Source organism: Marinobacter sp. tcs-11, assembly GCF_002049515.1.
GTDB lineage: Bacteria > Pseudomonadota > Gammaproteobacteria > Pseudomonadales > Oleiphilaceae > Marinobacter > Marinobacter nauticus.
Map to the genome: position 1 here is coordinate 309,359 of NZ_LLYU01000003.1, position 18,367 is coordinate 327,725.

The following is an 18,367-nucleotide window of genomic DNA, read 5'->3' on the forward strand; positions in this document are numbered from 1 at the left end:
CCGGTTGTCCATTGCTCTGAAAAGGTTACACAGCAACCTGCTGTCACGCGATGACATTTCGTTGATGACAATCATTGTTGATCATGGCGGTGAATGTCGGTATTCGACATTGGTTTCATGGGCCGGGCGATTGCCCGGCCCGGAAGGTCAGGTCTCAGCCAGGGTCACGCAGTTGCGGCCGTGCTCCTTGGAGGTATACAGGGCGCGGTCTGCGCGCTCGCACAGGGCCTGGGCGGTTTCACCCTGCCAGTCGGCAATACCGCAACTGAAGGTGACATTGAATTCCCGGTCGCCGGCCTGCTGGGTGAGCTCGGAGAAGCGCTCACGAATTTCGTTGAGGACATTGCGGGCATCGCCCGGGCGGGTGTTCGGCAGGATGATGGCGAACTCTTCTCCACCGTAGCGGCCAATATGATCGGTCTTGCGCAGACGTTGTTTCAGGAACATGGACAGGCTGCGCAGAATCCGGTCGCCAATCGGGTGGCCAAAGGTGTCGTTTACCTTCTTGAAGAAGTCGATATCGATCATGGCAAAGCACATGGGCTGATCTTTCTGGCGCGCACGCACGATTTCCTGCTCCAGCAGATGCAGGGTGTGGGTGTGATTGAACAGGCCGGTCAGGCTGTCGCGGATCATCAGTGCCAGCAGTGAGCGGGCCCGCCGACCCCGGTTGTGCAGGGTCGCAATCAGGTGCTTGGGATCGATGGGCTTGGTCAGGAAGTCGTCACCGCCCAGGCTCATGGCGTGCAGCTGTTTGCTGACGTCCTCTTCCGCCGACAGGTAAATGATGGGAACACTGTGGAAACGATCCTGCTGGCGGATGACACGGGCAATCTCCATGCCGGTGCAGCCGGGCATGTACATGTCCAGGATGATGATTTCTGGTGAGAACTCCTCCAGGGCATGAATGATCTGCATCGGATCGGTGATGATGTGAGCGGTCATTCCCGCCTTTTTCAATACCGTTTCCATGTATTTGGCCTGGGCCCGGGAATCGTCCAGGACCAGCACCTTGTAGGGCTCGACAGTGTTGCCGTGGGTATAGGTTTCGATTTTTTCAATCAGCTGGCCAGGATCCACCGCCGGGTAAAAGAATTCCTCCCCGCCACAGCGTGAGGCCCGTAACCGGGTTTCAATGCTGCCATCCTCGTCGCTGACAAAAATGATGGGGATCGGAGTGTCGTGTTGCTCCTGCAGCTGTTCCACGGTCGCAATGCCGTCATTATCTCTGCCGCCGAAGCTGACATCCATCAGGATGGTTTCCGGTTTGCTGAGCGCACAGGCCTCAATCAGGTCTGCTGATGCGCTGAAGGCGGAAGCGCGAAAACCGAAAAATTCCAGTTGCCGGATCAGTCGTGAGGCCATCTCTTCGTTCGACAGGGCAATATAAACTGGTGTTCGACGATACTGCTGGGGCGCGCTGGAGGTGTCCTGGTCGGTGCGACGCTGGGTGGATAGGCGCAGGTTTTCGGTGGCATCTTCCAGGGCCTTGGCTTTGGCATCGTCCAGGGGGGTGTCCTGATGCCAGTCGGTCAACAGGGACAGGATCAGCTCGCCGGCAGCCGCGTGGCTGTCCATTTCGAAACGCCGGGCATAACGAACGAGTTTGTCGGCTGCGGCAATCAGATCTTCCCGATGGGCTGGCGCCTGACTGCGGTCGTCGCGGATTTTCTGCCAGGTATCAAGCACCACCCGGGCCTGGGTGGTGACACGGCGGGCGAAATGCTGCCTGAGTTTCTCTTTCTGGCTTTCGTCGTTCATGGTGCTCCGGCCTGTCTGTCCAATTGTTGATCGCGATATCCGTCTGCGCGAATTTTTGCCATTTATGAGTTATACAGAGGCTTTATGGTCCTTGTGTAGAGTCTATAGTGTTTAATGTTGTGGGCGTAGGTTGCGCTATGTAAATGTTTGTCAACTCTGCGGCCCGGGTCACAGCCAACCTGATACTCGTTTCTCTGATGGAGCCCCGATGTGATGGCAGGGATGCTCGACAACTTTCCTACCCGCAGGCAGCGAGGGGAGATTACCTTGCAGACCCTGCTGTTGCTGTTCGCCGGCACTCTGCTGACACTAACTCTGGTAGTCGCGTTCGTGACCAGTTATGGCTATTTTCGGGACTATGTTGCCGATCAGCTGACGGCTCATGCTCGCGATGGAGCCACTGCAACCGGGCTTTCGCTGTCCAATGCCATTGACGGCGCTGACCCGGTCGCCTCGGCGTCACTGATCGATGCGGTATTCGACAGTGGTCGTTACCTGGCTGTCGAATATCTGGGGCACGATGGTGAGATGATTGCCGGTCGGCGCATGCCGCTGCAGGCTAATCGTGCACCGGAATGGTTTGTCTCCCTGGCTGCGCTGCCCTTGCCGGAGGCGGAAGCGGAGGTGGTCAGGGGCTGGAGCCGGTTGGGTAAGGTGCGTGTGGTGAGTCATCCGGGCCGGGCCTATGACGATCTCTGGCGTATTACCCTGGGGTTGGTGCTATCCGCCCTGGTGATCGCCGCTGGAGGCTTGCTGGGGCTGTTTTTGCTACTCCGGCGGACATTGAAGCCTCTGAAAGAGGTGGAGGCCCAGGCCCGGGCCCTTGGCCAGCGGGATTTCAGGAAGCGAGTGAGTATTCGCTCCACCCGGGAGCTGAACCGGGTGACGGAAGCCATGAACCAGATGGCGGATGATCTGGGACAGTTGTTCGAGGGGCAGGGCAAGCTTATCCAGCATTTGCGGCGTGTGAACAATGAAGATCCGGTGACCGGGTTGGCAAGCCGCAGCGCCTTTGACCAGCGCATGAAGGTGGAAGTGGAATCGGAAGAAAAATCGGCGCCCGGTGTTCTGATCATGCTCCAGCTGGCCTACTTCGCGGATTACAATCTGGCCTATGGCCGGGACGAGGGGGACCGATTGCTGCGTCAGGTTGCTGCCGGTATCCGTGCCTTTGTTGCCCGCCATGCTGAATCCTTCGCCGGGCGCAGAACCGGCGCGGAATTCGCCGTGTTTGTGCCCGGGGCTTCGGCAGCGGATGTGCGTATCTGGGCCGAGCAGCTGGTGCAGGAGTTGGATGGCATTTACTCCGATCTTTCCGCCCCGATGGATGCCCATGTGCATGCGGGCCTGGCTGTGGCGAGGCCTGATGAAGGTGTCAGAGCCTTGTTGGCCGCCGCGGATGAAGCCCTCCGGGCCGCCCAGCAACGAGAGGAGTCCTGCAGCCTGTTGCTTCCCGATTCCGGTGTTGAGAACCATCATAATATGGAGACCTGGCGCACCATTATTGCTCAGGCGATTCGGGAAGATAACCTGTCGCTCTGGCTCCAGCCAATGGTGCATGGTAACGATCAGTCACTGGTCCATTATCAGGTGTTCTCCCGTATTGATACCGCAGAGGGTGCTCTGAAAGCCGGGTTGTACGTGCCTGTGGCAGAACGCCTGGGGTTGTTGGCAGACATCGACCGAATGCTGATTGCCCGCGCGCTGGAGTGTCTTGAACGTCATCCGGAACGCGCGCTGGCGGTCTCACTGGGTAGCAGTTCGGTAGCCAGCAAGGACTTTCGAGACAATCTGGTGGCCATGCTTGCTCAGGCTGGGGGCGTAGCTGCTCGTTTGTGGGTGGGCATTGCGGAAGTGACCATTCACCACCACCGCAAAGCGGTCAGTGCCCTGGTGCGGGAGTTGTCTCGCCTCGGGGTGCCGGTATTGGTGGACCGGTTCGGCGTGGGCGGTGTGCCGTTCAGTTATCTCAAGCGGTTGCCGTTCAGGGCCGTTCGGATTGATCACAGCTTCATCCACAACCTGGACCGTCATGATGAAAACCGGTTCTGGCTGGAGTCGGTTGTGGGTATTGCCCATAGTCGGGGGGTGAAGGTGTACGCTACGGGAGTAGAAACCGCGGCGGAATACTCGGTACTCTGTAGACTGGGTTTTGACGGCGCCATGGGCTACCATCTTGGCAGACCATTTGCCGCAGACACGTAATCAACAGGAGATCAGGAGTCTTATGCCTGGCAAGATCAGACAGTACTTCAGGGACAAGAAAGACGATGTGCAGGATTACACCGGCGGTAGCGGTGTTATTGGCAAGTTGGTGGTTGCCTTGCTGGTGGTCTACCTGCTGATTGCGATGGTTCTGGGTATCTACTGGAGCAGTGAGCCAGATACCTTTTCTGTACGTGATCACACCCGTACGCTGGCAAGCACCATGGATAGGGAGCCGGTGACCGGTTTTGCCTCCACCGCCACCATGATCCGTATTGCCGAGACCCTGCTGGATAAGCCCGGCGGTTATATTTCCAACGACATCGCGCCTCCCGGTCTGTGGATGGACAATATGCCGAACTGGGAATATGGCGTGCTGGTCCAGTTGCGGGATCTTTCCCGGGCGATGCGTAAGGATATCAGTCGTTCCCAGAGCCAGTCAGCGGAAGACCCGGATCTGACCATTGCCGAGCCCCAGTTCCACTTTGACAGTGAAAGCTGGGCCATTCCATCGACCGAGAACGAGTACCGGCGTGGTATCAATGCGCTCAAGCGCTATCTGAATCGCCTGTCCGATCCGGCCCAGGCGGACGCCCAGTTTTTTGCCCGGGCGGATAACCTGAACAACTGGCTGGCGGATCTGGAAACCCGGTTGGGTAGCCTGTCCCGCACGCTCAGCGAAAGCGTGGGCAAGGCGTCGGTGTCGGATGCCGTGGCTAATCTGAATCCGGATGATCCTCTGGCGGAAGAGACCGGTGGCGAGGATGTCAAAACCTCGTGGACCAAAATTGATGATGTCTTTTACGAGGCGCGAGGCAGTGCCTGGGCGTTGCTGCATATTTTCCGGGCGGTGGAAGTGGACTTCCGGAAGGTGTTGCAGGACAAGAACGCCATGGCGAGCGTAAAGCAGATCATTATCGAACTGGAGGGCACCCAGGCTTCCATGTGGAGTCCGGTGATTCTCAATGGCAGTGGTTTCGGTGTGCTGGCCAACCATTCGTTGACCATGGCGGCTTATCTGTCACGGGCGAATGCTGCGATCAGTGATATGCGGGACCTGTTGTCGCGGGGCTGATAAGCGCCGTTGTCTGAGCTTTGGCTCAGGCACAAAAAAGCCGGGCAGTCGTTAGACTTGCCCGGCTTTTTTATGTTCGAAGCGTGATCAGCCCTTGTAGGCGTTGATGGCGTCTTCGATAGCTTTCTTGGCGGCTGCAGCGTTGTCCCAGCCCTGCACTTTCACCCACTTGCCGGGCTCCAGAGTCTTGTAGTTCTCGAAGAAGTGACGGATCTGATCACGCAGCAGTTCCGGCAGGTCTTCGATTTCACGAACGTTGTGGTAGGTCTGGGTCAGCTTGTCGTGGGGCACGGCTACCAGTTTGGCATCACCACCGGCTTCGTCTTCCATGTTCAGTACGCCTACCGGGCGGCAACGAATAACCGAGCCAGCCTGCACCGGGTACGGGGTGACCACCAGGACGTCCAGTGGGTCGCCGTCGTCGGCCAGGGTGTGGGGGATGAAGCCGTAGTTGGCCGGGTAGAACATCGGAGTGGCCATGAAACGGTCAACCAGCAGGGCGCCCATGTCTTTGTCCAGTTCGTACTTGACCGGGGAGCTGTTGGCCGGGATTTCGATGGCAACGTAGATGTCTTCTGGCGGGTTTTTGCCAGCGGGGATGTTGTCGAATTGCATGTGCGATCCTTCCTGGTACGTTAGGGTTCGTTTAACTGCGTTTAAAAAGTGGGCGCAATTATACGGAAGTCTCTTGCCATTCGAAACTAAACCTTGGTCACAGCCTGATCTGTTTGGCTATCAACTCCTTCATGATTTCCGTCGTGCCGCCGCCAATGGACAGAATCTTGGCATCCCGGTACAGCCGCTCCACCACTGACTCCCGCATATATCCCATACCACCAAACAGCTGCACCGCCTCGCTGGTGACTTTTTCGCATACGTCCACAGAGAAATTCTTGGCCATGGCGACCTGTTTAATGGGGTTTTTACCGGCCTGCATCAGCGCCGCGCACCGATAGGTGTATTCCCGGGCGATGTCGATCTGGGTGGCCATGTCCACCAGCTTGTGGCGGGTTACCTGGAAGCCGGCAACGGGGCGGCCGAAGGCCTGGCGTTGTCTGGTGTAATCCAGAGCGGCTTCGTAGGCGATCTGGGCGGTCATGTAGGCCATGATGGACAGGCTCAGGCGTTCGGCCAGGAAGTTGCTCATGATGGCGATAAAGCCGGCGTTTTCGGCGCCGATCAGGCGGTCGGCCGGTACCCGGCAGTCCTCGAAGAAGAGTTCGGCGGTGTCGCTGGCCCACCAGCCCATTTTCCGGAGCTTGTTGCCGGTGGTGAAGCCTGGGGTGCCTTTGTCGATCAGCAGCAGGCTGATGCCGCCGTGGCCTTCGCCCCCGGTGCGCACGGCGACGGTGTAATGGTCGGCGCGGATACCGCTGGTGATGAAGGTTTTGCTGCCGTTGACGATGTAGTGGTCGCCGTCTTTTACGGCACGGGTTTTCAGGTTGGCGACGTCGGAGCCGCCACTGGGTTCGGTTACGGCCAGGGCGGCGATTTTTTCACCGCGCAGGACGGGCGGCACGATCTGTTCGCGAATGTCTTTTTTGGCCCACTTGGCCACCGGCGGCAGGCCGATATCCAGGGAGCCGATACTGGCCACGAAGCCGCCAGAGGTGGATCGCATCAGTTCCTCGGAAACCGCGACTTTCATAAAAATGTCGCCTTCACCGATGCCGCCCAGAGCTTCGGGGAAACCGATACCCAGCAGTCCGGCGTCGCCGGCGAGTTTATAGATTTCACGGGGGAATTCGCCGGCTTCTTCCCAGTCGTCGATGTGTGGCCGTACGTGGGTTTCGATGAATTTCCGGGCGGTTTGGCGCACCTGTTCATGGGTTTCGTTGAAGTAGTCAGACACGGATTGGCTCCCTGTGTTCTTGTTTTGCGATAAGGTGAGTGTCGCGCAACCCTGGTCACCAAGCAAGCGCTTGGTTTAGTTTTGTTCAGACAATAAAAAAGCTGGCCCGAATGGCCAGCTTGTCAGGCGGAGTGCCTTACTGGGGTTTATGCACCGCGGACAATGCTTTTCACGCCGTCACGGGTGCCGAGCAGCAGCAGGTCGGCCGGGCGGCGCGCGAACAGTCCGTTGGTGACAACGCCGACAATGTTATTGAGTTTTTCTTCCACCACCAGCGGGCGGGAGATATCCATGTTGTGGATGTCGATGATGATGTTGCCGTTGTCGGTGACAAAACCATCCCGGTAAACCGGATCGCCCCCGAGTTTTACGATCTCGCGGCCGACATGGCTGCGGGCCATGGGGATAACTTCCACGGGCAGCGGGAATTCTCCCAGGATGCCTACTTGCTTGGACTCATCGGCGATGCAGATAAAGGTCTTGGCGACGGCGGCCACAATCTTTTCCCGGGTCAGGGCACCGCCACCGCCTTTGATCAGTTCCAGGCTCTCGTTGGTTTCGTCGGCACCGTCGACGTAAAACTCGATTTCGTTGACGGCGTTGAGGTCGTATACCGGGATGCCGTGCTTTTTCAGTCGTTCGGCGGTTGCCTCGGAGCTTGCGACGGCGCCGTCGAAGTCGTTGCGGTATTCCGCCAGATAGTCGATGAAAAAGTTGGCGGTGCTGCCGGTGCCCACCCCGACAATGCTGCTCGGTTCCAGGTGAGGGGCGATGTGATCCACTGCAGCTTTGGCAACGGCTTGTTTCAGTTCGTCCTGGGTCATGGGGGGCTCCCGGAGGTTTGCGTTGAATTTGGGCACTATTATACGCCTGCAGCAACTCTGCTTATAGACGGCAAGCGTGCAAACTTTCTACACTGTGGGTTTTTCCTGATCACTCACCAGCAACCGGAACCATCATGCCGCAACGCTATATCAAGAAGATACTCGATGCGCGCGTCTACGACGTGGCCATCGAAACACCCCTGACTGAAGCCCGTAGTCTTTCCAAGCGCTTTGGCAACAATATTATGCTCAAGCGTGAAGACCTTCAGCCGGTGTTTTCCTTCAAGATTCGCGGCGCCTACAACCGGATTGCTCAGCTGTCGGAAGAACAAAAGGCCAAGGGAGTTATCTGCGCCTCCGCTGGCAATCATGCCCAGGGCGTGGCTCTGGCCGCCAAGAAGCTGGGTATCAAAGCCGTTATCGTGATGCCCCAGACGACCCCGGAGATCAAGGTACGCTCAGTTCGCGACCATGGTGCCAGGGTGGTTCTCAAGGGCGATGCTTTTGATGAGGCTGCGGCCCACGCCCAGGAGCTGATCCAGAAACACGGGTACACCTACATCCCGCCCTACGATGACCCGGACGTCATCGCCGGTCAGGGCACTGTAGCCATGGAAATCATGTGGCAGTTCAGCAAGCCGATTCATGCCATCTTCATCTGTGTCGGTGGCGGCGGGCTGATTGCCGGCATGGCAGCCTATATCAAGTATCTGCGCCCGGAAATCAAAGTGATTGGTGTGGAGCCGGAAGACTCCAACTGTCTGCAGGCGGCGATGAAGGCCGGTGAGCGTGTGGTGCTGGATGAGGTGGGCATCTTCGCCGATGGCGTGGCGGTCAAACAGATCGGTAAGTATCCCTGGGAAATCTGCAAGGATCACGTAGATGAAGTGATCACAGTGTCCACGGATGAGATCTGTGCGGCCATCAAGGATGTGTTTGAAGATACTCGCTCCATTGCCGAACCGGCAGGTGCTCTGGGTGTAGCGGGTATCAAGAAGTACATCGAGCGGGAAAAGATCGAGGATGAAAACCTGATCGCCACCCTCAGTGGTGCCAACATGAACTTCGACCGACTGCGCTATGTGTCCGAGCGCACCGAAGTGGGAGAGAGGCGCGAGGCGATTCTGGCGGTAACGATCCCGGAGAAACCGGGCGCGTTCAAAACGTTCATCAATGCGCTGCACAAGCGCAGCATCACCGAGTTCAACTACCGCTATGCGGATGCTCAGAACGCCACCATTTTCGTGGGGATCCAGATTGCCGCTGGCGGACATGGCCGGGAAGAACTGGTGCAGGATCTTCGGGAAAGCGGGTACTCGGTGGTCGACCTTACCGACAGCGACCTGGCCAAGCAGCATATTCGCCATATGGTCGGGGGCCATGCGCCGACGATTACCAACGAAAAGGTGTTCCAGTTCGAGTTTCCGGAGCGGCCGGGCGCTTTGCTGAAGTTCCTGATGTCGCTGGGAACGCGCTGGAATATTTCCATGTTCCACTACCGCAATCATGGTGCGGCCTACAGTCGGGTGCTATTGGGCGCGCAGGTTGAGGACAATGAGGTGGCGGACTTTGAGGGCATGCTCGACAAGGTCGGTTTTCGTTATGAAAACATGACTGACAACGAGGCCTATCGGCTGTTTTTGGGAGCAGGCAACGGGCGTTCCACCTGAGGGTGGAACGCCACAACTCTTACATAACGGTAATCTGTCAAAAATTGTAAAAATCAAGTTACGTGTTAGTCTTTCGTCTAATTCTGCGAATCAGTAATAGTTGTCTGATTTTCCTGCCAATTGAATGAAAGAATAACGGGAATCCAAGAAATGGGGAGCAAGCCTGACATCATTCGTGCCATTGTGCTCATCTTTGCTGTCGGCCTTGTGATTACGGGTTTTACGTCCATTCAGGCGTCTGAGGACAAGCGTGCCGACCGCGAAGCATCTGCAGTAGGCTATGTTCTGTCTGCCAATCAGGGTCTGAAACGGTAACAACGCTTATCCGTTACCACACCGTGTAAAGGCACATCCCAGGGCTCAATTGGCAACTGTTCCACGCGCTGAAAATCGTGGGCCAGGCCAACCAGCTTTGGTGCCATGCAGGGCCTGATTCGGCTGAACGCGAAGGTTCGGTCGTAGAAGCCGCCGCCCATACCCAGTCGCCCTCCGGTTTCGTCAAACCCTACCAATGGAAACAGCACTGCATCCAGTGCCCAGGCCGGCTTGCGTCTTGAGCGCGGGAACGGGGGTTCTGGAATGCCGAAGCGGTTTGCCGTCAGTTGCACTCCATCAAAATAGGGGCTGAAAACCAGCTTGCCCGTGTAGATCGGGTGCAGAATGGGCAGGTAGAACCGGATGCCTTTTTTGCGAGCCAGATCAATATACAGGGACGGGTCAATTTCGCCGTCGTTGGCCAGGTAGATGCCAATGTGGCGTGCCCGGTGCAGGTCGGGGTGCCTCAGCAGGTTAAGGGCGAGACGTTCGGAAGCTTGCCGCTGTTCTTCAAACGACAGACTTCTCCGTTTCTGGCGAAGAGTTTGGCGGAGCTGGCGGCGTGAGGCCCGATCATTGCCGGCGTCAAACGTCCTTGCTTGATGATGCGGATTCAAGATGGCGATTACCTGCTGCTGCGTCGTGAATTCGGCCTATGTTGTATCACATCAATAACGCCCCGTTAAAATTCTGCTAGTCTGCAGTCCGTTGTTTTTTCAGAGGCTGTATTCTGCCATGGATTTCCCCCGATACGCTCGCCTGTTGCTTCCTGCGGTTTTGATTGTTGCTTTGTCTGGTTGCGCGACCGGATCCCCCGAGGTTTACCGGGTGGGTGTTCGTGCGTTGGCTTCTGCTGAATATTCCGGTGCCCGCCACCATCTCCAGAGTTACCTTGACGGTGAGACCGAGAGTTATGAAAGCAGTCGGGCGCGCTATGAACTGGCTCGCTTAATGTATCTTGGCCTGGGCGGGCCAGCGGATGAGCAGGCAGCTGCCGAGTTGCTGGAGCGAGAGCTTCAGAAACCGTTTTCGGTCTACGAGCGCGAAGCGCGGCATTTGTTGGCGGAGATCTATCGGCGAGGGCAGGCAGAGAACCGTGATGTGTCCAGGTCGTTAGTGCTTCTCCGTGCGGCGGACTATCCGCGAGCCTTGATTGATCTCGCGATGATCTATTGGTCCGGGGAGCTGGTCGAGCAGGATCGCAAACAGGCGGTGGCACTGATCCCCGAAATCGGTGAGGTAGATAATGCTTCGAATCTGTTTCATCACCGGGCTCTGGCTGAATACTGCGGCTCCGACACCCGGGACAGGGTACCTGCCTGGGCCTGTCTGGATGAGGAAGGCGAGTTTATTCTCCAGAGTGCAGACGAGGTATGGCGCGCAAGTCGTCCGGACACCGATGCAGGCACCATGCGCTACCTGGCTACATTGTATCCGGCCCTGGTGGATCCCAGTGCGCAACGCCGGATAGCGTGGTACCGGTATGCCGGAGATAAAGGCAGCGCCCGCGCCCAGTACATGATGGCCCAAATATACGGAGCGCCAGATTCACCTTGGTTTAACCCTGCCGAAGCAGAGCAATGGCTGCAACGGTCTGCCGATCAGAACTACCCGAAAGCACTGCTGGCCCGAGGTGTGGCGCTGGCTCGCGGAAAGCAGCGTTCCGAGGCTGATTATCTTGAGGCGCTCGATCAGCTGGAGCGTGCGGCCGACCGGGGCGAGAAAGAGGCGAATCTCTGGTTGGCTCACCTGTATCTGAATCCCGAAGACGGGCGCTCGATGCAAGTGGGTCTGGCCGTTGCGCGTCTTGAACAGATAGAGCGAGAAGACGATCGGGCCAAGCACTTGCTGGCCGATATCTATCTCTCGAGCCTGCCGGGTATGGCCGAAGAACAGCATCGCCGAGCCTTGGATCTGTTGGAAAGCATGGCTTACCGGGATGCGGAGGCGGCCTACAAACTTGGTGCGATCTACAGTCAGGGGCTGGCCAGTATTCCGCCCAGTCTGGTGGATGCTGTAGGTTGGTTGAGGCGCGCCGCTGATAAGGGCCACCTGCCCGCACAGCTGCTTTTGGCGCGAGAGTTGCAGCAGGATGGCCGGGATGAGAGCGCTGCGAAAGCTCGCGAGCGGTTTGTATTTATGCCGGTTGCCGATGTGCCGGATAATCTGCGTCAAGCTGTCTCAAATGCGCGCTATAGACAGGCAATGTATTACGCCGGTCAGGCTGAGGTTCATGCAGAAGAAGTTCGACAGCTTCTGGAGAGGGCGGCGGAGGAGGAGAACATGGCCGCCCTGGCGTACCTCGGGCTGATGTACTACCGGGGTGAGCAGGTGGCCCCGGATGATGAGCTGGCCTATCAGTACCTGGAACGCTGGGATTCGCTGTATCAGCAACGAAAGGATCAGGCCAGGTCGGACGACTCAGTGTGGTCTGGACTGTTGTTCGATGAGCGGTTCGGTAACCAGGAGGTTCAGGACGCTTTGCTGCACTTGAGATTCAGGAAGTCGCAATCGGAGTAACGGTGAAAAGCTTCCCGGGCTGCCGTTATCGGATGTAGCCCTTGAACCCAGAAGTTCAAGGTCGGTGGCCGCTGTGACATATTAGGCTTTCCCCCTTGGGGGACATGCTCACAATGCCCTGAAGTAGCCACCTGGGTAATGCGCATCGGCTCGAGGACGTACCCGACCAGCGAACAGCCCAGGAAGTTGGTTCCATTATACGGGCAGGGCCGGGGAGGATTGCAACCCCGTTTCCGGATTCTTTCCGGATCAGTTGTCCGAAGGCTCTCCCAGCGCTTCATCAAGCCGGTTATCCATGGCACGCAGGATGCTGCTGGTGGCGTCTGACATGGTGTCGCGTTCCAGCAGTTCATGGGTGATGTTCAGGGCGGCCATCACGGCAATGCGCTCGGTACCGAATACCTTGCCGCTGGAGCGGATTTCACGCATTTTGGTGTCCAGATGCCGGGCCGCACGTAGAAGGGCTTCCTGCTCTTCCTGCGGACAGGCCACCAGGTATTCCTTGTCGAGAATCCTGACTTCCACGGTGGTTGGGGTCTGTGACATCAGTGGTGCTCCAGTGCCCGAAGACGGCCGATCATGGCTTCGATCTTGTTTTTGGCAAGATCGTTTTTGTGCATTAGCTGGGCCCGTTCCCGGTTCCAGTCGTCCTGCAGCTCCCTTAGCAGGGCGTTGTCTTTCTCCAGCTTGTCGCAGCGCTCGATCAGCTTGTCCAGCTTGTCCGCTAATGCCTGTACTTCGGACTGTTCCATGACCTGCCCAACATCGGTGATTTTGATGAGAGTTACTATAAGTGCGCGCGCCAGACCGGTCAATTTACCGCATTGTCATGGCGTGCTCGCCGTGAGGCCTGTCACCTTTTGCGTCAGTTCAGCTGGAGTCCGGTGCCCCGAACCCCTGTTGTCGGCCTGCTCGCCAGGTGTTCAGTGCGGGGAGGGCGGACACTGCCAACGCAGAGAGCGGCACTGCCACCAGTAACAGCCACTCCTCCCGGGCCAGCGGCCGAAGCCGGATTTGCAGTCCGTAGTGTTCCAGGAGCCAGGGGCTGAGGCCGGCGATGGCGGCAGCGCCGAGCAGCAGGGCGAACAGGCAACTGGCCAGGGCAAGCCCGACGCACTCCAGGCTGTACAGGCCGGCAATCAGCCCCGGTGAAGCTCCGGTCGCTCGCAAAACGGCAATCTCCCGTTGCCGCTGGGCTTGCAGGGTGAGCAAAACCGCAATCAGTCCCACCAGGCTGGTGATCACGACAAAGCCGCTGATGCCCAGCAGGGCTTTTTCAAATTGCCCCATCATCCGCCAGAGCTCGCTCAGGGCCACACCCGGCAGGATGGCCGACAGAGGTTCCTCGCGGGCCTGGTTCAGCTCCCGTTGAACCTGGAAGGTGAGGATCGGGCGGTCCAGGCCAACGAACACGGCGGTGATGGTGTCCGGTGTGTAATCCCGGTTACGGGCCTGGTCGGCCGACAGGGTCCGGCCCGGGATGGCCACGCCGGATTCCCAGCCCACATGCATGGCTTCCATGGCTTCAAGGCTGATGTAAACCGCCTGGTCGACGGGCGTGCCGGTTGGCGCGAGAATGCCGGATACCCGGAATGGCAGGTCCTTGTGGTTCGAGAAGCTGGTGCGGCCACCGCCATGGGAAAGCACCAGGTCGTCGTTCAGTTTATGGTCAAGCTGCCGTGCCACGCCGGCGCCGATCACCACGTCAAACAGGTCAGAAAACCAGTCTCCGCTCGCCAGGGTCAGCGGTTGGTCGTTGCCATAGCGGAAGCGGGCCAGGAACTGCTCGTTGGTGCTGACAACCCGAAAGCCGCGGTAGCTGTCGCCCAGGGAAATAGGTATCAGCCAGTCGATGCGGCTGTCCTCAGTCATGGATTGATAGGTGGACCAGCGAATGTTGTTGGTGGCATCACCGATGTGGAACACCGTGTAAAGCAGCAGATTCAGCTGGCCACTGCGGGCCCCTACGATAAGGTCGGTGCCGCTGATGGTACTGGTGAATGATTGTCGGATTTCTGTGCGCAGGTACTGGATGCCAAGCAGCAGGGTTACGCTCAGCGTCAGGGTCAGGCAAACGAGAGCCAGTACACGGCGCCGGTACCACAGACTGGCGGCGGAGAGGAAGATGGTGAGCTTGAGCTTGTTCATGGCGCCACCTCCAGGGCCATGCGATGATGAAAGTGCCTGGCCAGTGACTGATCATGGCTGACAAATACAACCGAGCTGTTACTGCGCTCGGCCAGAGTTAGCAGTAGTTCAAGAAAGCGGTCCCGATTGTTGCTATCCAGAGCAGACGTGGGCTCATCTGCAAGAATGATCTCCGGAACGCCGATCAGCGCGCGGGCGGCAGCCACCCTCTGCTGCTGGCCGATCGATAGCCGGGTCACTCCCTGGTGCCAGTGGCTTTGCGGAATGCCCAGTTGTGTCAGCAGGTGTTGGGCAGCTTCGGTGGCGGAGGGTATCGCTCGCGAATGGCGCAGATTTGATAGCCGGCAAGGCAAAAGTGCATTGGTCACAGCGCTCAGATAGGGCACCAGGTTGAACTGCTGGAAGATGACGCCCATATGATCGGCGCGAAGTCGATCCCGGGCGCCGGCCTTCATGGTGGTCAGTTCCTGATTCAGCAGCTGAAGGCTGCCACGGCTGGGCGTGTGCATGCCTGCGAGTAGTCCCAACAGCGTACTTTTACCCGTACCACTGGGGCCGTGCAGGAACAGGTGTTCACCCCGTGTCAGCTGAATATCGGGGAAGGCCAGTTCTCGAGCCTGATTTTGCCATCGGAAGTGCAGATTCCGGGTTCGGATGGCCAGAGTGTCCGGGCGGGAACTGTCCGGCGGTTGTCGTGTCTCGCTGTTCATATCCGTATCGTGCTCGCCGTTGTATGATGGCGCCGGTTGCTGATCTGGTTTTTTGGAGAACCCGTGTTGATGTTCACTGATGTTCTGTCCCGCAAGCTGCTTGCCTGTCTTGGCCTGGGCTTGTTGTTATTGGTTTCCCTGGCGGTCCGTGCCGAGCCCCGGGAGATCGACTGGCTTGAGTTAATGCCTGCGGAAGATCTGGCGCTGCTCGAGACTATGCCGGAAATCGAACATGAGGGCGATGGCCCGCCCCTGTTGCCGGACGAAATCATGACCGGGCGGGTGGTTCCGGAAATGGGCAACGTCGAGGGCCGGATTCCGGGCTTTGTGGTACCTCTGAAAACCACGGACGATATGCGCATTCTCGAGTTCTTCCTGGTGCCCTACTACGGCGCCTGCATCCATGTGCCGCCACCACCCCCAAACCAGATCATCCACGTAAAATACCATGAAGGGTTTACCCTGGAGGCTCTATACGACCCGGTCTGGATCGAGGGGGAGCTGGTGATTGAGCGAACCGAGAATGATCTCGGCACTTCCTCCTATTCCATGGTGGCGCAGTCGGTAGAACCTTACACCGAGTAACGGTTCAGCGGCCAACCCGGAATTGCTGGTCGCCGGCTTCCAGTCTTGTGGCGCCCTGGCCTTCAGGGCCGATCCACTGAACATCCAGGTGTTCCAGTGCCGGAAAGTGCTTCACCATTGGTGTGGTCAGTGTCTGGTGATCGGCAAGTCCGTCACAGGTCAGTGATTGGGTAATCTCGATATCGCTGTGGTCGTTTGCTTGCCCGTCCTCGTGGTCGTGGTCATGGTGTTCGTGCGCATGGTCACTGTGATGGCGGGTCGCCTCGGGCCACGAGCTGTGAAAGCTGGCATCTTCCACGTTGCAGTTGCCATCCTCAGTGTTAATCAGAGGGGTCGATATCAGCCACTGCTCCAGATCCGCCAGTTGCCGATGCTGTTGCTCTGTGCGTGGCTCGTGCTCGAAGCCAAGCAGATTGTATGCGGGTGAGCGAAGGAAGACATCGGCGGTGTTGGTGTCTATGGCTACCTGGAGCTCCGCGTGGCCATGTTGATGGGCGCTGGGGTTGTTGGCCGCGCCCGCGGGCAGCGGAGCCAGTACGGCGCTTGCCAGTGCCACGGTCATGAGAGGCATAACGTATCTGCGCATCGGGTCATTCTGTCCATATCTGATATGTTATAACATTTTTGTCTGACGTGAAGATAAAAGCAACCCCGCCTGCCCGGGTATTCGTGCCAGGATTTCCCCAGAATGCTAGGATACGGTATTCGTCGGGGCACCGCCCCGGCGCGTATCTGAACGTACACCACCGATTTAAGGAAACGGCAGCTTCATGTCCGAAACCGATACCTCCGCCGCCCGTGCGGCTGAATTTGAACGCTGGGCCAACGTGTTTACCGCGCACAAGGCGTTCAGCCACCCCTCTGAGCTGCATGGCGTGCTCTGTGGCCGGCTGGCGGCAGGCTCCCGTATTGACGAGCCCGAGTGGCTGGCTATGGTTTGCGAACACATGGGGCTGGCTGATGAAGCGGCTGAAGAGTCGGATGACCTCGCCCCCTTTATGAACAGCGCCTACGGTAAAACGCTCAAGCAATTGCAGTCCACCGACATGAGTTTTCAGCCGTTGTTGCCAGATGACGACTATGCCATCGAACAACGACTGGAAGCCCTGGTGGCCTGGGTTCGAGGATTTCTGGAAGGCATGGCGCTGGCGGCCGGCGCTTCCCTTGGCCAGGCTCCGGATGAGATCCGGGAGCTGATCGAGGATATGGTGGCCATCAGCCAGCTGTCGGAGGACGAAGAATCCGACGACGAAAGTGAACAGCAACTGCTTGAAATTACCGAGTACGTGCGCCTTGGCGCGCTGGCGGTGTTCACCGAGTTCAATGAGCCGGAGAAGCCGGCAGGCGATTCGCCCACCCTGCACTGATCAGGAGCTATCATGGCTGTGACCATTCCCGTGAAAGAGTTTGCCGAGCGCCGTCGCAAGTTGATGGACCGGATGGCCCCGGACAGCATCGCCATTCTGCCTGCGGCGCCGGAGCGGGTGCGTAACCGCGATGTGTTACACCCGTTTCGTCAGGACAGCGATTTCCAGTATCTGACTGGCTTCGGCGAGCCCGAAGCGGTGTTGGCCCTGATTCCAGGCCGCGAGCATGGTGAAGCGGTTCTGTTCTGCAAGGAGAGGAATCCGGAGAAAGAGCTCTGGGATGGTTTTCTGGTGGGCCCTGAGGGCGCCATCGAACGTTACGGCTTCGACGATGCTTTCCCCATTGCGGATATCGACGATATTCTGCCCGGCATGATTGAAGGCCGAAGCCGGGTCTACTATCCGCTGGGCAAGGATCCGGCATTCGATAACCGGGTGATGGACTGGCTCAAGGTGATTCGCAGCAAGGTTCGTTCCGGAGCGCACCCCCCTGGGGAGCTGGTGGCGCTGGAGCACCTGCTGCATGATATGCGGCTGTACAAGAGTGCTGCCGAAATCAAGGTGATGGCAAAGGCCGGCCAGATCAGTGCCGAGGCCCACTGCCGGGCCATGAAGCGGGCTCGTCAGGGCGGGTATGAGTACAATCTTGAAGCTGAACTGATTCATACCTTTATGGAGCATGGTGCGCGCTCTACCGCTTATCCCTCCATCGTAGGTGGTGGTGCCAACGGCTGCATCCTGCACTACATCGAAAATGCGGCACCGCTGAAAGACGGCGACCTGGTACTGATAGACGCGGGTTGTGAGCTGGAATGCTACGCCTCGGACATCACCCGCACCTTCCCGGTCAGTGGCAAGTTCAGCCCGGAACAGAAGGCGCTTTACGAAGTGGTGTTGGCGGCCCAGTACGCGGCGATCGATGCGGTGAAGCCGGACAATCACTGGAACCAGCCCCATGAAGCGGCTCTGAGGGTGCTGACCCAGGGCCTGATCGATCTGGGCCTGCTCGCAGGCACGCTGGACGATGCTCTGGCCAACGAATCCTACAAACCTTTCTTTATGCACCGCACTGGCCACTGGCTGGGGCTGGATGTCCATGATGTTGGCGATTACAAGGTGGGCGATGCCTGGCGGGTACTGGAACCGGGGATGGCGTTGACCGTTGAGCCAGGGCTGTATATTGCGCCCGACAATACCGACGTAGAGCCGCGCTGGCGGGGTATTGGCATCCGTATTGAAGACGATGTGGTGGTCACCAAAGAGGGTTGCCGAAACCTGACCGAGGGCGTGCCGAAGACCATTGCCGATATTGAAGCTCTGATGGCGGACTGATTC

18 protein-coding genes and 1 other RNA gene are annotated in these 18,367 nt (G+C 58.3%); 8 read left to right on the forward strand and 11 right to left on the reverse strand.

The annotated features are described in order from the left end of the window. Positions 1-147: 147 nt before the first annotated feature. The gene (locus tag ARC85_RS05825) at positions 148-1,761 is read right to left on the reverse strand and encodes a diguanylate cyclase (RefSeq protein ID WP_286714500.1); all 1,614 of its coding nucleotides are present in this window, start codon (positions 1,759-1,761) and stop codon (positions 148-150) included. Between the two features lie 213 nt (positions 1,762-1,974). On the opposite strand from ARC85_RS05825, the gene ARC85_RS05830 reads away from it, so the two are divergent. Together ARC85_RS05830 and ARC85_RS05835 are read left to right on the forward strand one after the other, a co-directional pair. After that, on the forward strand, positions 1,975-3,966 hold the full coding sequence (locus ARC85_RS05830; RefSeq protein WP_286714522.1) for a bifunctional diguanylate cyclase/phosphodiesterase: 1,992 nt from the start codon (positions 1,975-1,977) through the stop codon (positions 3,964-3,966). 22 nt (positions 3,967-3,988) lie between these two features. Continuing rightward, entirely contained in the window at positions 3,989-5,041 is a 1,053-nt protein-coding gene (locus tag ARC85_RS05835; protein WP_286714501.1) for a DUF2333 family protein, read from the forward strand. Positions 5,042-5,128: 87 nt separating this feature from the next. On the opposite strand, the gene ppa is transcribed toward ARC85_RS05835, so the two are convergent. The 3 genes from ppa to rpiA form a co-directional block, all read right to left on the reverse strand. After that, positions 5,129-5,656 carry an inorganic diphosphatase gene (ppa, locus tag ARC85_RS05840; protein WP_014422707.1) on the reverse strand — a complete coding sequence of 176 codons (528 nt, stop codon included), beginning with the start codon at positions 5,654-5,656 and terminating at the stop codon, positions 5,129-5,131. Between the two features lie 97 nt (positions 5,657-5,753). Further along, the gene (locus ARC85_RS05845) at positions 5,754-6,893 is read right to left on the reverse strand and encodes an acyl-CoA dehydrogenase family protein (protein ID WP_286714502.1); all 1,140 of its coding nucleotides are present in this window, start codon (positions 6,891-6,893) and stop codon (positions 5,754-5,756) included. Between the two features lie 146 nt (positions 6,894-7,039). Continuing rightward, a complete protein-coding gene (gene rpiA / locus ARC85_RS05850) occupies positions 7,040-7,717 on the reverse strand; it encodes a ribose-5-phosphate isomerase RpiA (RefSeq protein WP_286714503.1) in 678 nt (225 codons plus the stop codon). 134 nt (positions 7,718-7,851) lie between these two features. Here rpiA and ilvA point away from each other — a divergent pair, with 134 nt between their 5' ends. Continuing rightward, positions 7,852-9,387 (forward strand): threonine ammonia-lyase, biosynthetic, encoded by a 1,536-nt coding sequence (gene ilvA, locus ARC85_RS05855; protein WP_153740524.1) that lies wholly within the window; start codon positions 7,852-7,854, stop codon positions 9,385-9,387. A 150-nt stretch (positions 9,388-9,537) separates the two neighbouring features. Beyond that, on the forward strand, positions 9,538-9,702 hold the full coding sequence (locus ARC85_RS05860) for a hypothetical protein (protein WP_022993092.1): 165 nt from the start codon (positions 9,538-9,540) through the stop codon (positions 9,700-9,702). Here the strand turns inward: ARC85_RS05860 and ARC85_RS05865 are convergent. After that, positions 9,684-10,319 carry a 5-formyltetrahydrofolate cyclo-ligase gene (locus ARC85_RS05865; protein ID WP_014422703.1) on the reverse strand — a complete coding sequence of 212 codons (636 nt, stop codon included), beginning with the start codon at positions 10,317-10,319 and terminating at the stop codon, positions 9,684-9,686. The two genes, ARC85_RS05860 and ARC85_RS05865, sit on opposite strands and share 19 nt — an antisense overlap. A 118-nt stretch (positions 10,320-10,437) precedes the next feature. On the opposite strand from ARC85_RS05865, the gene ARC85_RS05870 reads away from it, so the two are divergent. Next, a complete protein-coding gene (locus ARC85_RS05870; RefSeq protein ID WP_199454053.1) occupies positions 10,438-12,222 on the forward strand; it encodes a tetratricopeptide repeat protein in 1,785 nt (594 codons plus the stop codon). Between the two features lie 7 nt (positions 12,223-12,229). On the opposite strand, the gene ssrS is transcribed toward ARC85_RS05870, so the two are convergent. The 5 genes from ssrS to ARC85_RS05895 form a co-directional block, all read right to left on the reverse strand. Beyond that, positions 12,230-12,410, reverse strand: a non-coding RNA gene (ssrS, locus tag ARC85_RS05875) — 6S RNA. Positions 12,411-12,471: 61 nt separating this feature from the next. After that, positions 12,472-12,768, reverse strand: a complete 297-nt coding sequence (locus tag ARC85_RS05880; RefSeq protein ID WP_023009596.1) for a cell division protein ZapA — start codon at positions 12,766-12,768, stop codon at positions 12,472-12,474. Beyond that, positions 12,768-12,974, reverse strand: a complete 207-nt coding sequence (locus ARC85_RS05885) for a TIGR02449 family protein (protein WP_011786845.1) — start codon at positions 12,972-12,974, stop codon at positions 12,768-12,770. The genes ARC85_RS05880 and ARC85_RS05885 overlap by 1 nt, the downstream gene beginning before the upstream one ends. 118 nt (positions 12,975-13,092) lie before the next feature. After that, entirely contained in the window at positions 13,093-14,370 is a 1,278-nt protein-coding gene (locus tag ARC85_RS05890) for an ABC transporter permease (protein ID WP_199454055.1), read from the reverse strand. Next, positions 14,367-15,080 carry an ABC transporter ATP-binding protein gene (locus ARC85_RS05895; RefSeq protein WP_199454057.1) on the reverse strand — a complete coding sequence of 238 codons (714 nt, stop codon included), beginning with the start codon at positions 15,078-15,080 and terminating at the stop codon, positions 14,367-14,369. Before ARC85_RS05895 ends, ARC85_RS05890 begins: the two co-directional genes overlap by 4 nt. Before the next feature lie 69 nt (positions 15,081-15,149). On the opposite strand from ARC85_RS05895, the gene ARC85_RS05900 reads away from it, so the two are divergent. Beyond that, positions 15,150-15,665, forward strand: a complete 516-nt coding sequence (locus tag ARC85_RS05900) for a DUF3299 domain-containing protein (RefSeq protein ID WP_014422699.1) — start codon at positions 15,150-15,152, stop codon at positions 15,663-15,665. Positions 15,666-15,669: 4 nt separating this feature from the next. On the opposite strand, the gene ARC85_RS05905 is transcribed toward ARC85_RS05900, so the two are convergent. Next, positions 15,670-16,236, reverse strand: coding sequence for a ZrgA family zinc uptake protein (locus ARC85_RS05905; RefSeq protein WP_286714504.1), 567 nt, complete (start codon positions 16,234-16,236; stop codon positions 15,670-15,672). A 199-nt stretch (positions 16,237-16,435) separates the two neighbouring features. Between ARC85_RS05905 and ARC85_RS05910 the strand changes: the two genes are divergently transcribed. Both ARC85_RS05910 and pepP read left to right on the forward strand, forming a co-directional pair. Beyond that, positions 16,436-17,032 carry a UPF0149 family protein gene (locus tag ARC85_RS05910; RefSeq protein WP_011786840.1) on the forward strand — a complete coding sequence of 199 codons (597 nt, stop codon included), beginning with the start codon at positions 16,436-16,438 and terminating at the stop codon, positions 17,030-17,032. 12 nt (positions 17,033-17,044) lie between these two features. Next, positions 17,045-18,364 carry a Xaa-Pro aminopeptidase gene (pepP, locus tag ARC85_RS05915; protein ID WP_023009601.1) on the forward strand — a complete coding sequence of 440 codons (1,320 nt, stop codon included), beginning with the start codon at positions 17,045-17,047 and terminating at the stop codon, positions 18,362-18,364. Positions 18,365-18,367 lie beyond the last annotated feature (3 nt).

What these genes read in the sequence shown, in the direction of transcription:
- rpiA (WP_286714503.1), bottom strand. Translation starts at nt 7,717, where the DNA reads ATGACCCAGGACGAACTGAAACAAGCCGTTGCCAAAGCTGCAGTGGAT.
- ARC85_RS05910 (WP_011786840.1), top strand. Translation starts at nt 16,436, where the DNA reads ATGTCCGAAACCGATACCTCCGCCGCCCGTGCGGCTGAATTTGAACGC.
- ARC85_RS05890 (WP_199454055.1), bottom strand. Translation starts at nt 14,370, where the DNA reads ATGAACAAGCTCAAGCTCACCATCTTCCTCTCCGCCGCCAGTCTGTGG.
- ARC85_RS05860 (WP_022993092.1), top strand. Translation starts at nt 9,538, where the DNA reads ATGGGGAGCAAGCCTGACATCATTCGTGCCATTGTGCTCATCTTTGCT.
- ARC85_RS05830 (WP_286714522.1), top strand. Translation starts at nt 1,975, where the DNA reads ATGGCAGGGATGCTCGACAACTTTCCTACCCGCAGGCAGCGAGGGGAG.
- ARC85_RS05905 (WP_286714504.1), bottom strand. Translation starts at nt 16,236, where the DNA reads ATGCCTCTCATGACCGTGGCACTGGCAAGCGCCGTACTGGCTCCGCTG.
- ARC85_RS05885 (WP_011786845.1), bottom strand. Translation starts at nt 12,974, where the DNA reads ATGGAACAGTCCGAAGTACAGGCATTAGCGGACAAGCTGGACAAGCTG.
- ilvA (WP_153740524.1), top strand. Translation starts at nt 7,852, where the DNA reads ATGCCGCAACGCTATATCAAGAAGATACTCGATGCGCGCGTCTACGAC.
- ARC85_RS05880 (WP_023009596.1), bottom strand. Translation starts at nt 12,768, where the DNA reads ATGTCACAGACCCCAACCACCGTGGAAGTCAGGATTCTCGACAAGGAA.
- ARC85_RS05835 (WP_286714501.1), top strand. Translation starts at nt 3,989, where the DNA reads ATGCCTGGCAAGATCAGACAGTACTTCAGGGACAAGAAAGACGATGTG.
- pepP (WP_023009601.1), top strand. Translation starts at nt 17,045, where the DNA reads ATGGCTGTGACCATTCCCGTGAAAGAGTTTGCCGAGCGCCGTCGCAAG.
- ARC85_RS05900 (WP_014422699.1), top strand. Translation starts at nt 15,150, where the DNA reads ATGTTCACTGATGTTCTGTCCCGCAAGCTGCTTGCCTGTCTTGGCCTG.
- ppa (WP_014422707.1), bottom strand. Translation starts at nt 5,656, where the DNA reads ATGCAATTCGACAACATCCCCGCTGGCAAAAACCCGCCAGAAGACATC.
- ARC85_RS05870 (WP_199454053.1), top strand. Translation starts at nt 10,438, where the DNA reads ATGGATTTCCCCCGATACGCTCGCCTGTTGCTTCCTGCGGTTTTGATT.
- ARC85_RS05825 (WP_286714500.1), bottom strand. Translation starts at nt 1,761, where the DNA reads ATGAACGACGAAAGCCAGAAAGAGAAACTCAGGCAGCATTTCGCCCGC.
- ARC85_RS05895 (WP_199454057.1), bottom strand. Translation starts at nt 15,080, where the DNA reads ATGAACAGCGAGACACGACAACCGCCGGACAGTTCCCGCCCGGACACT.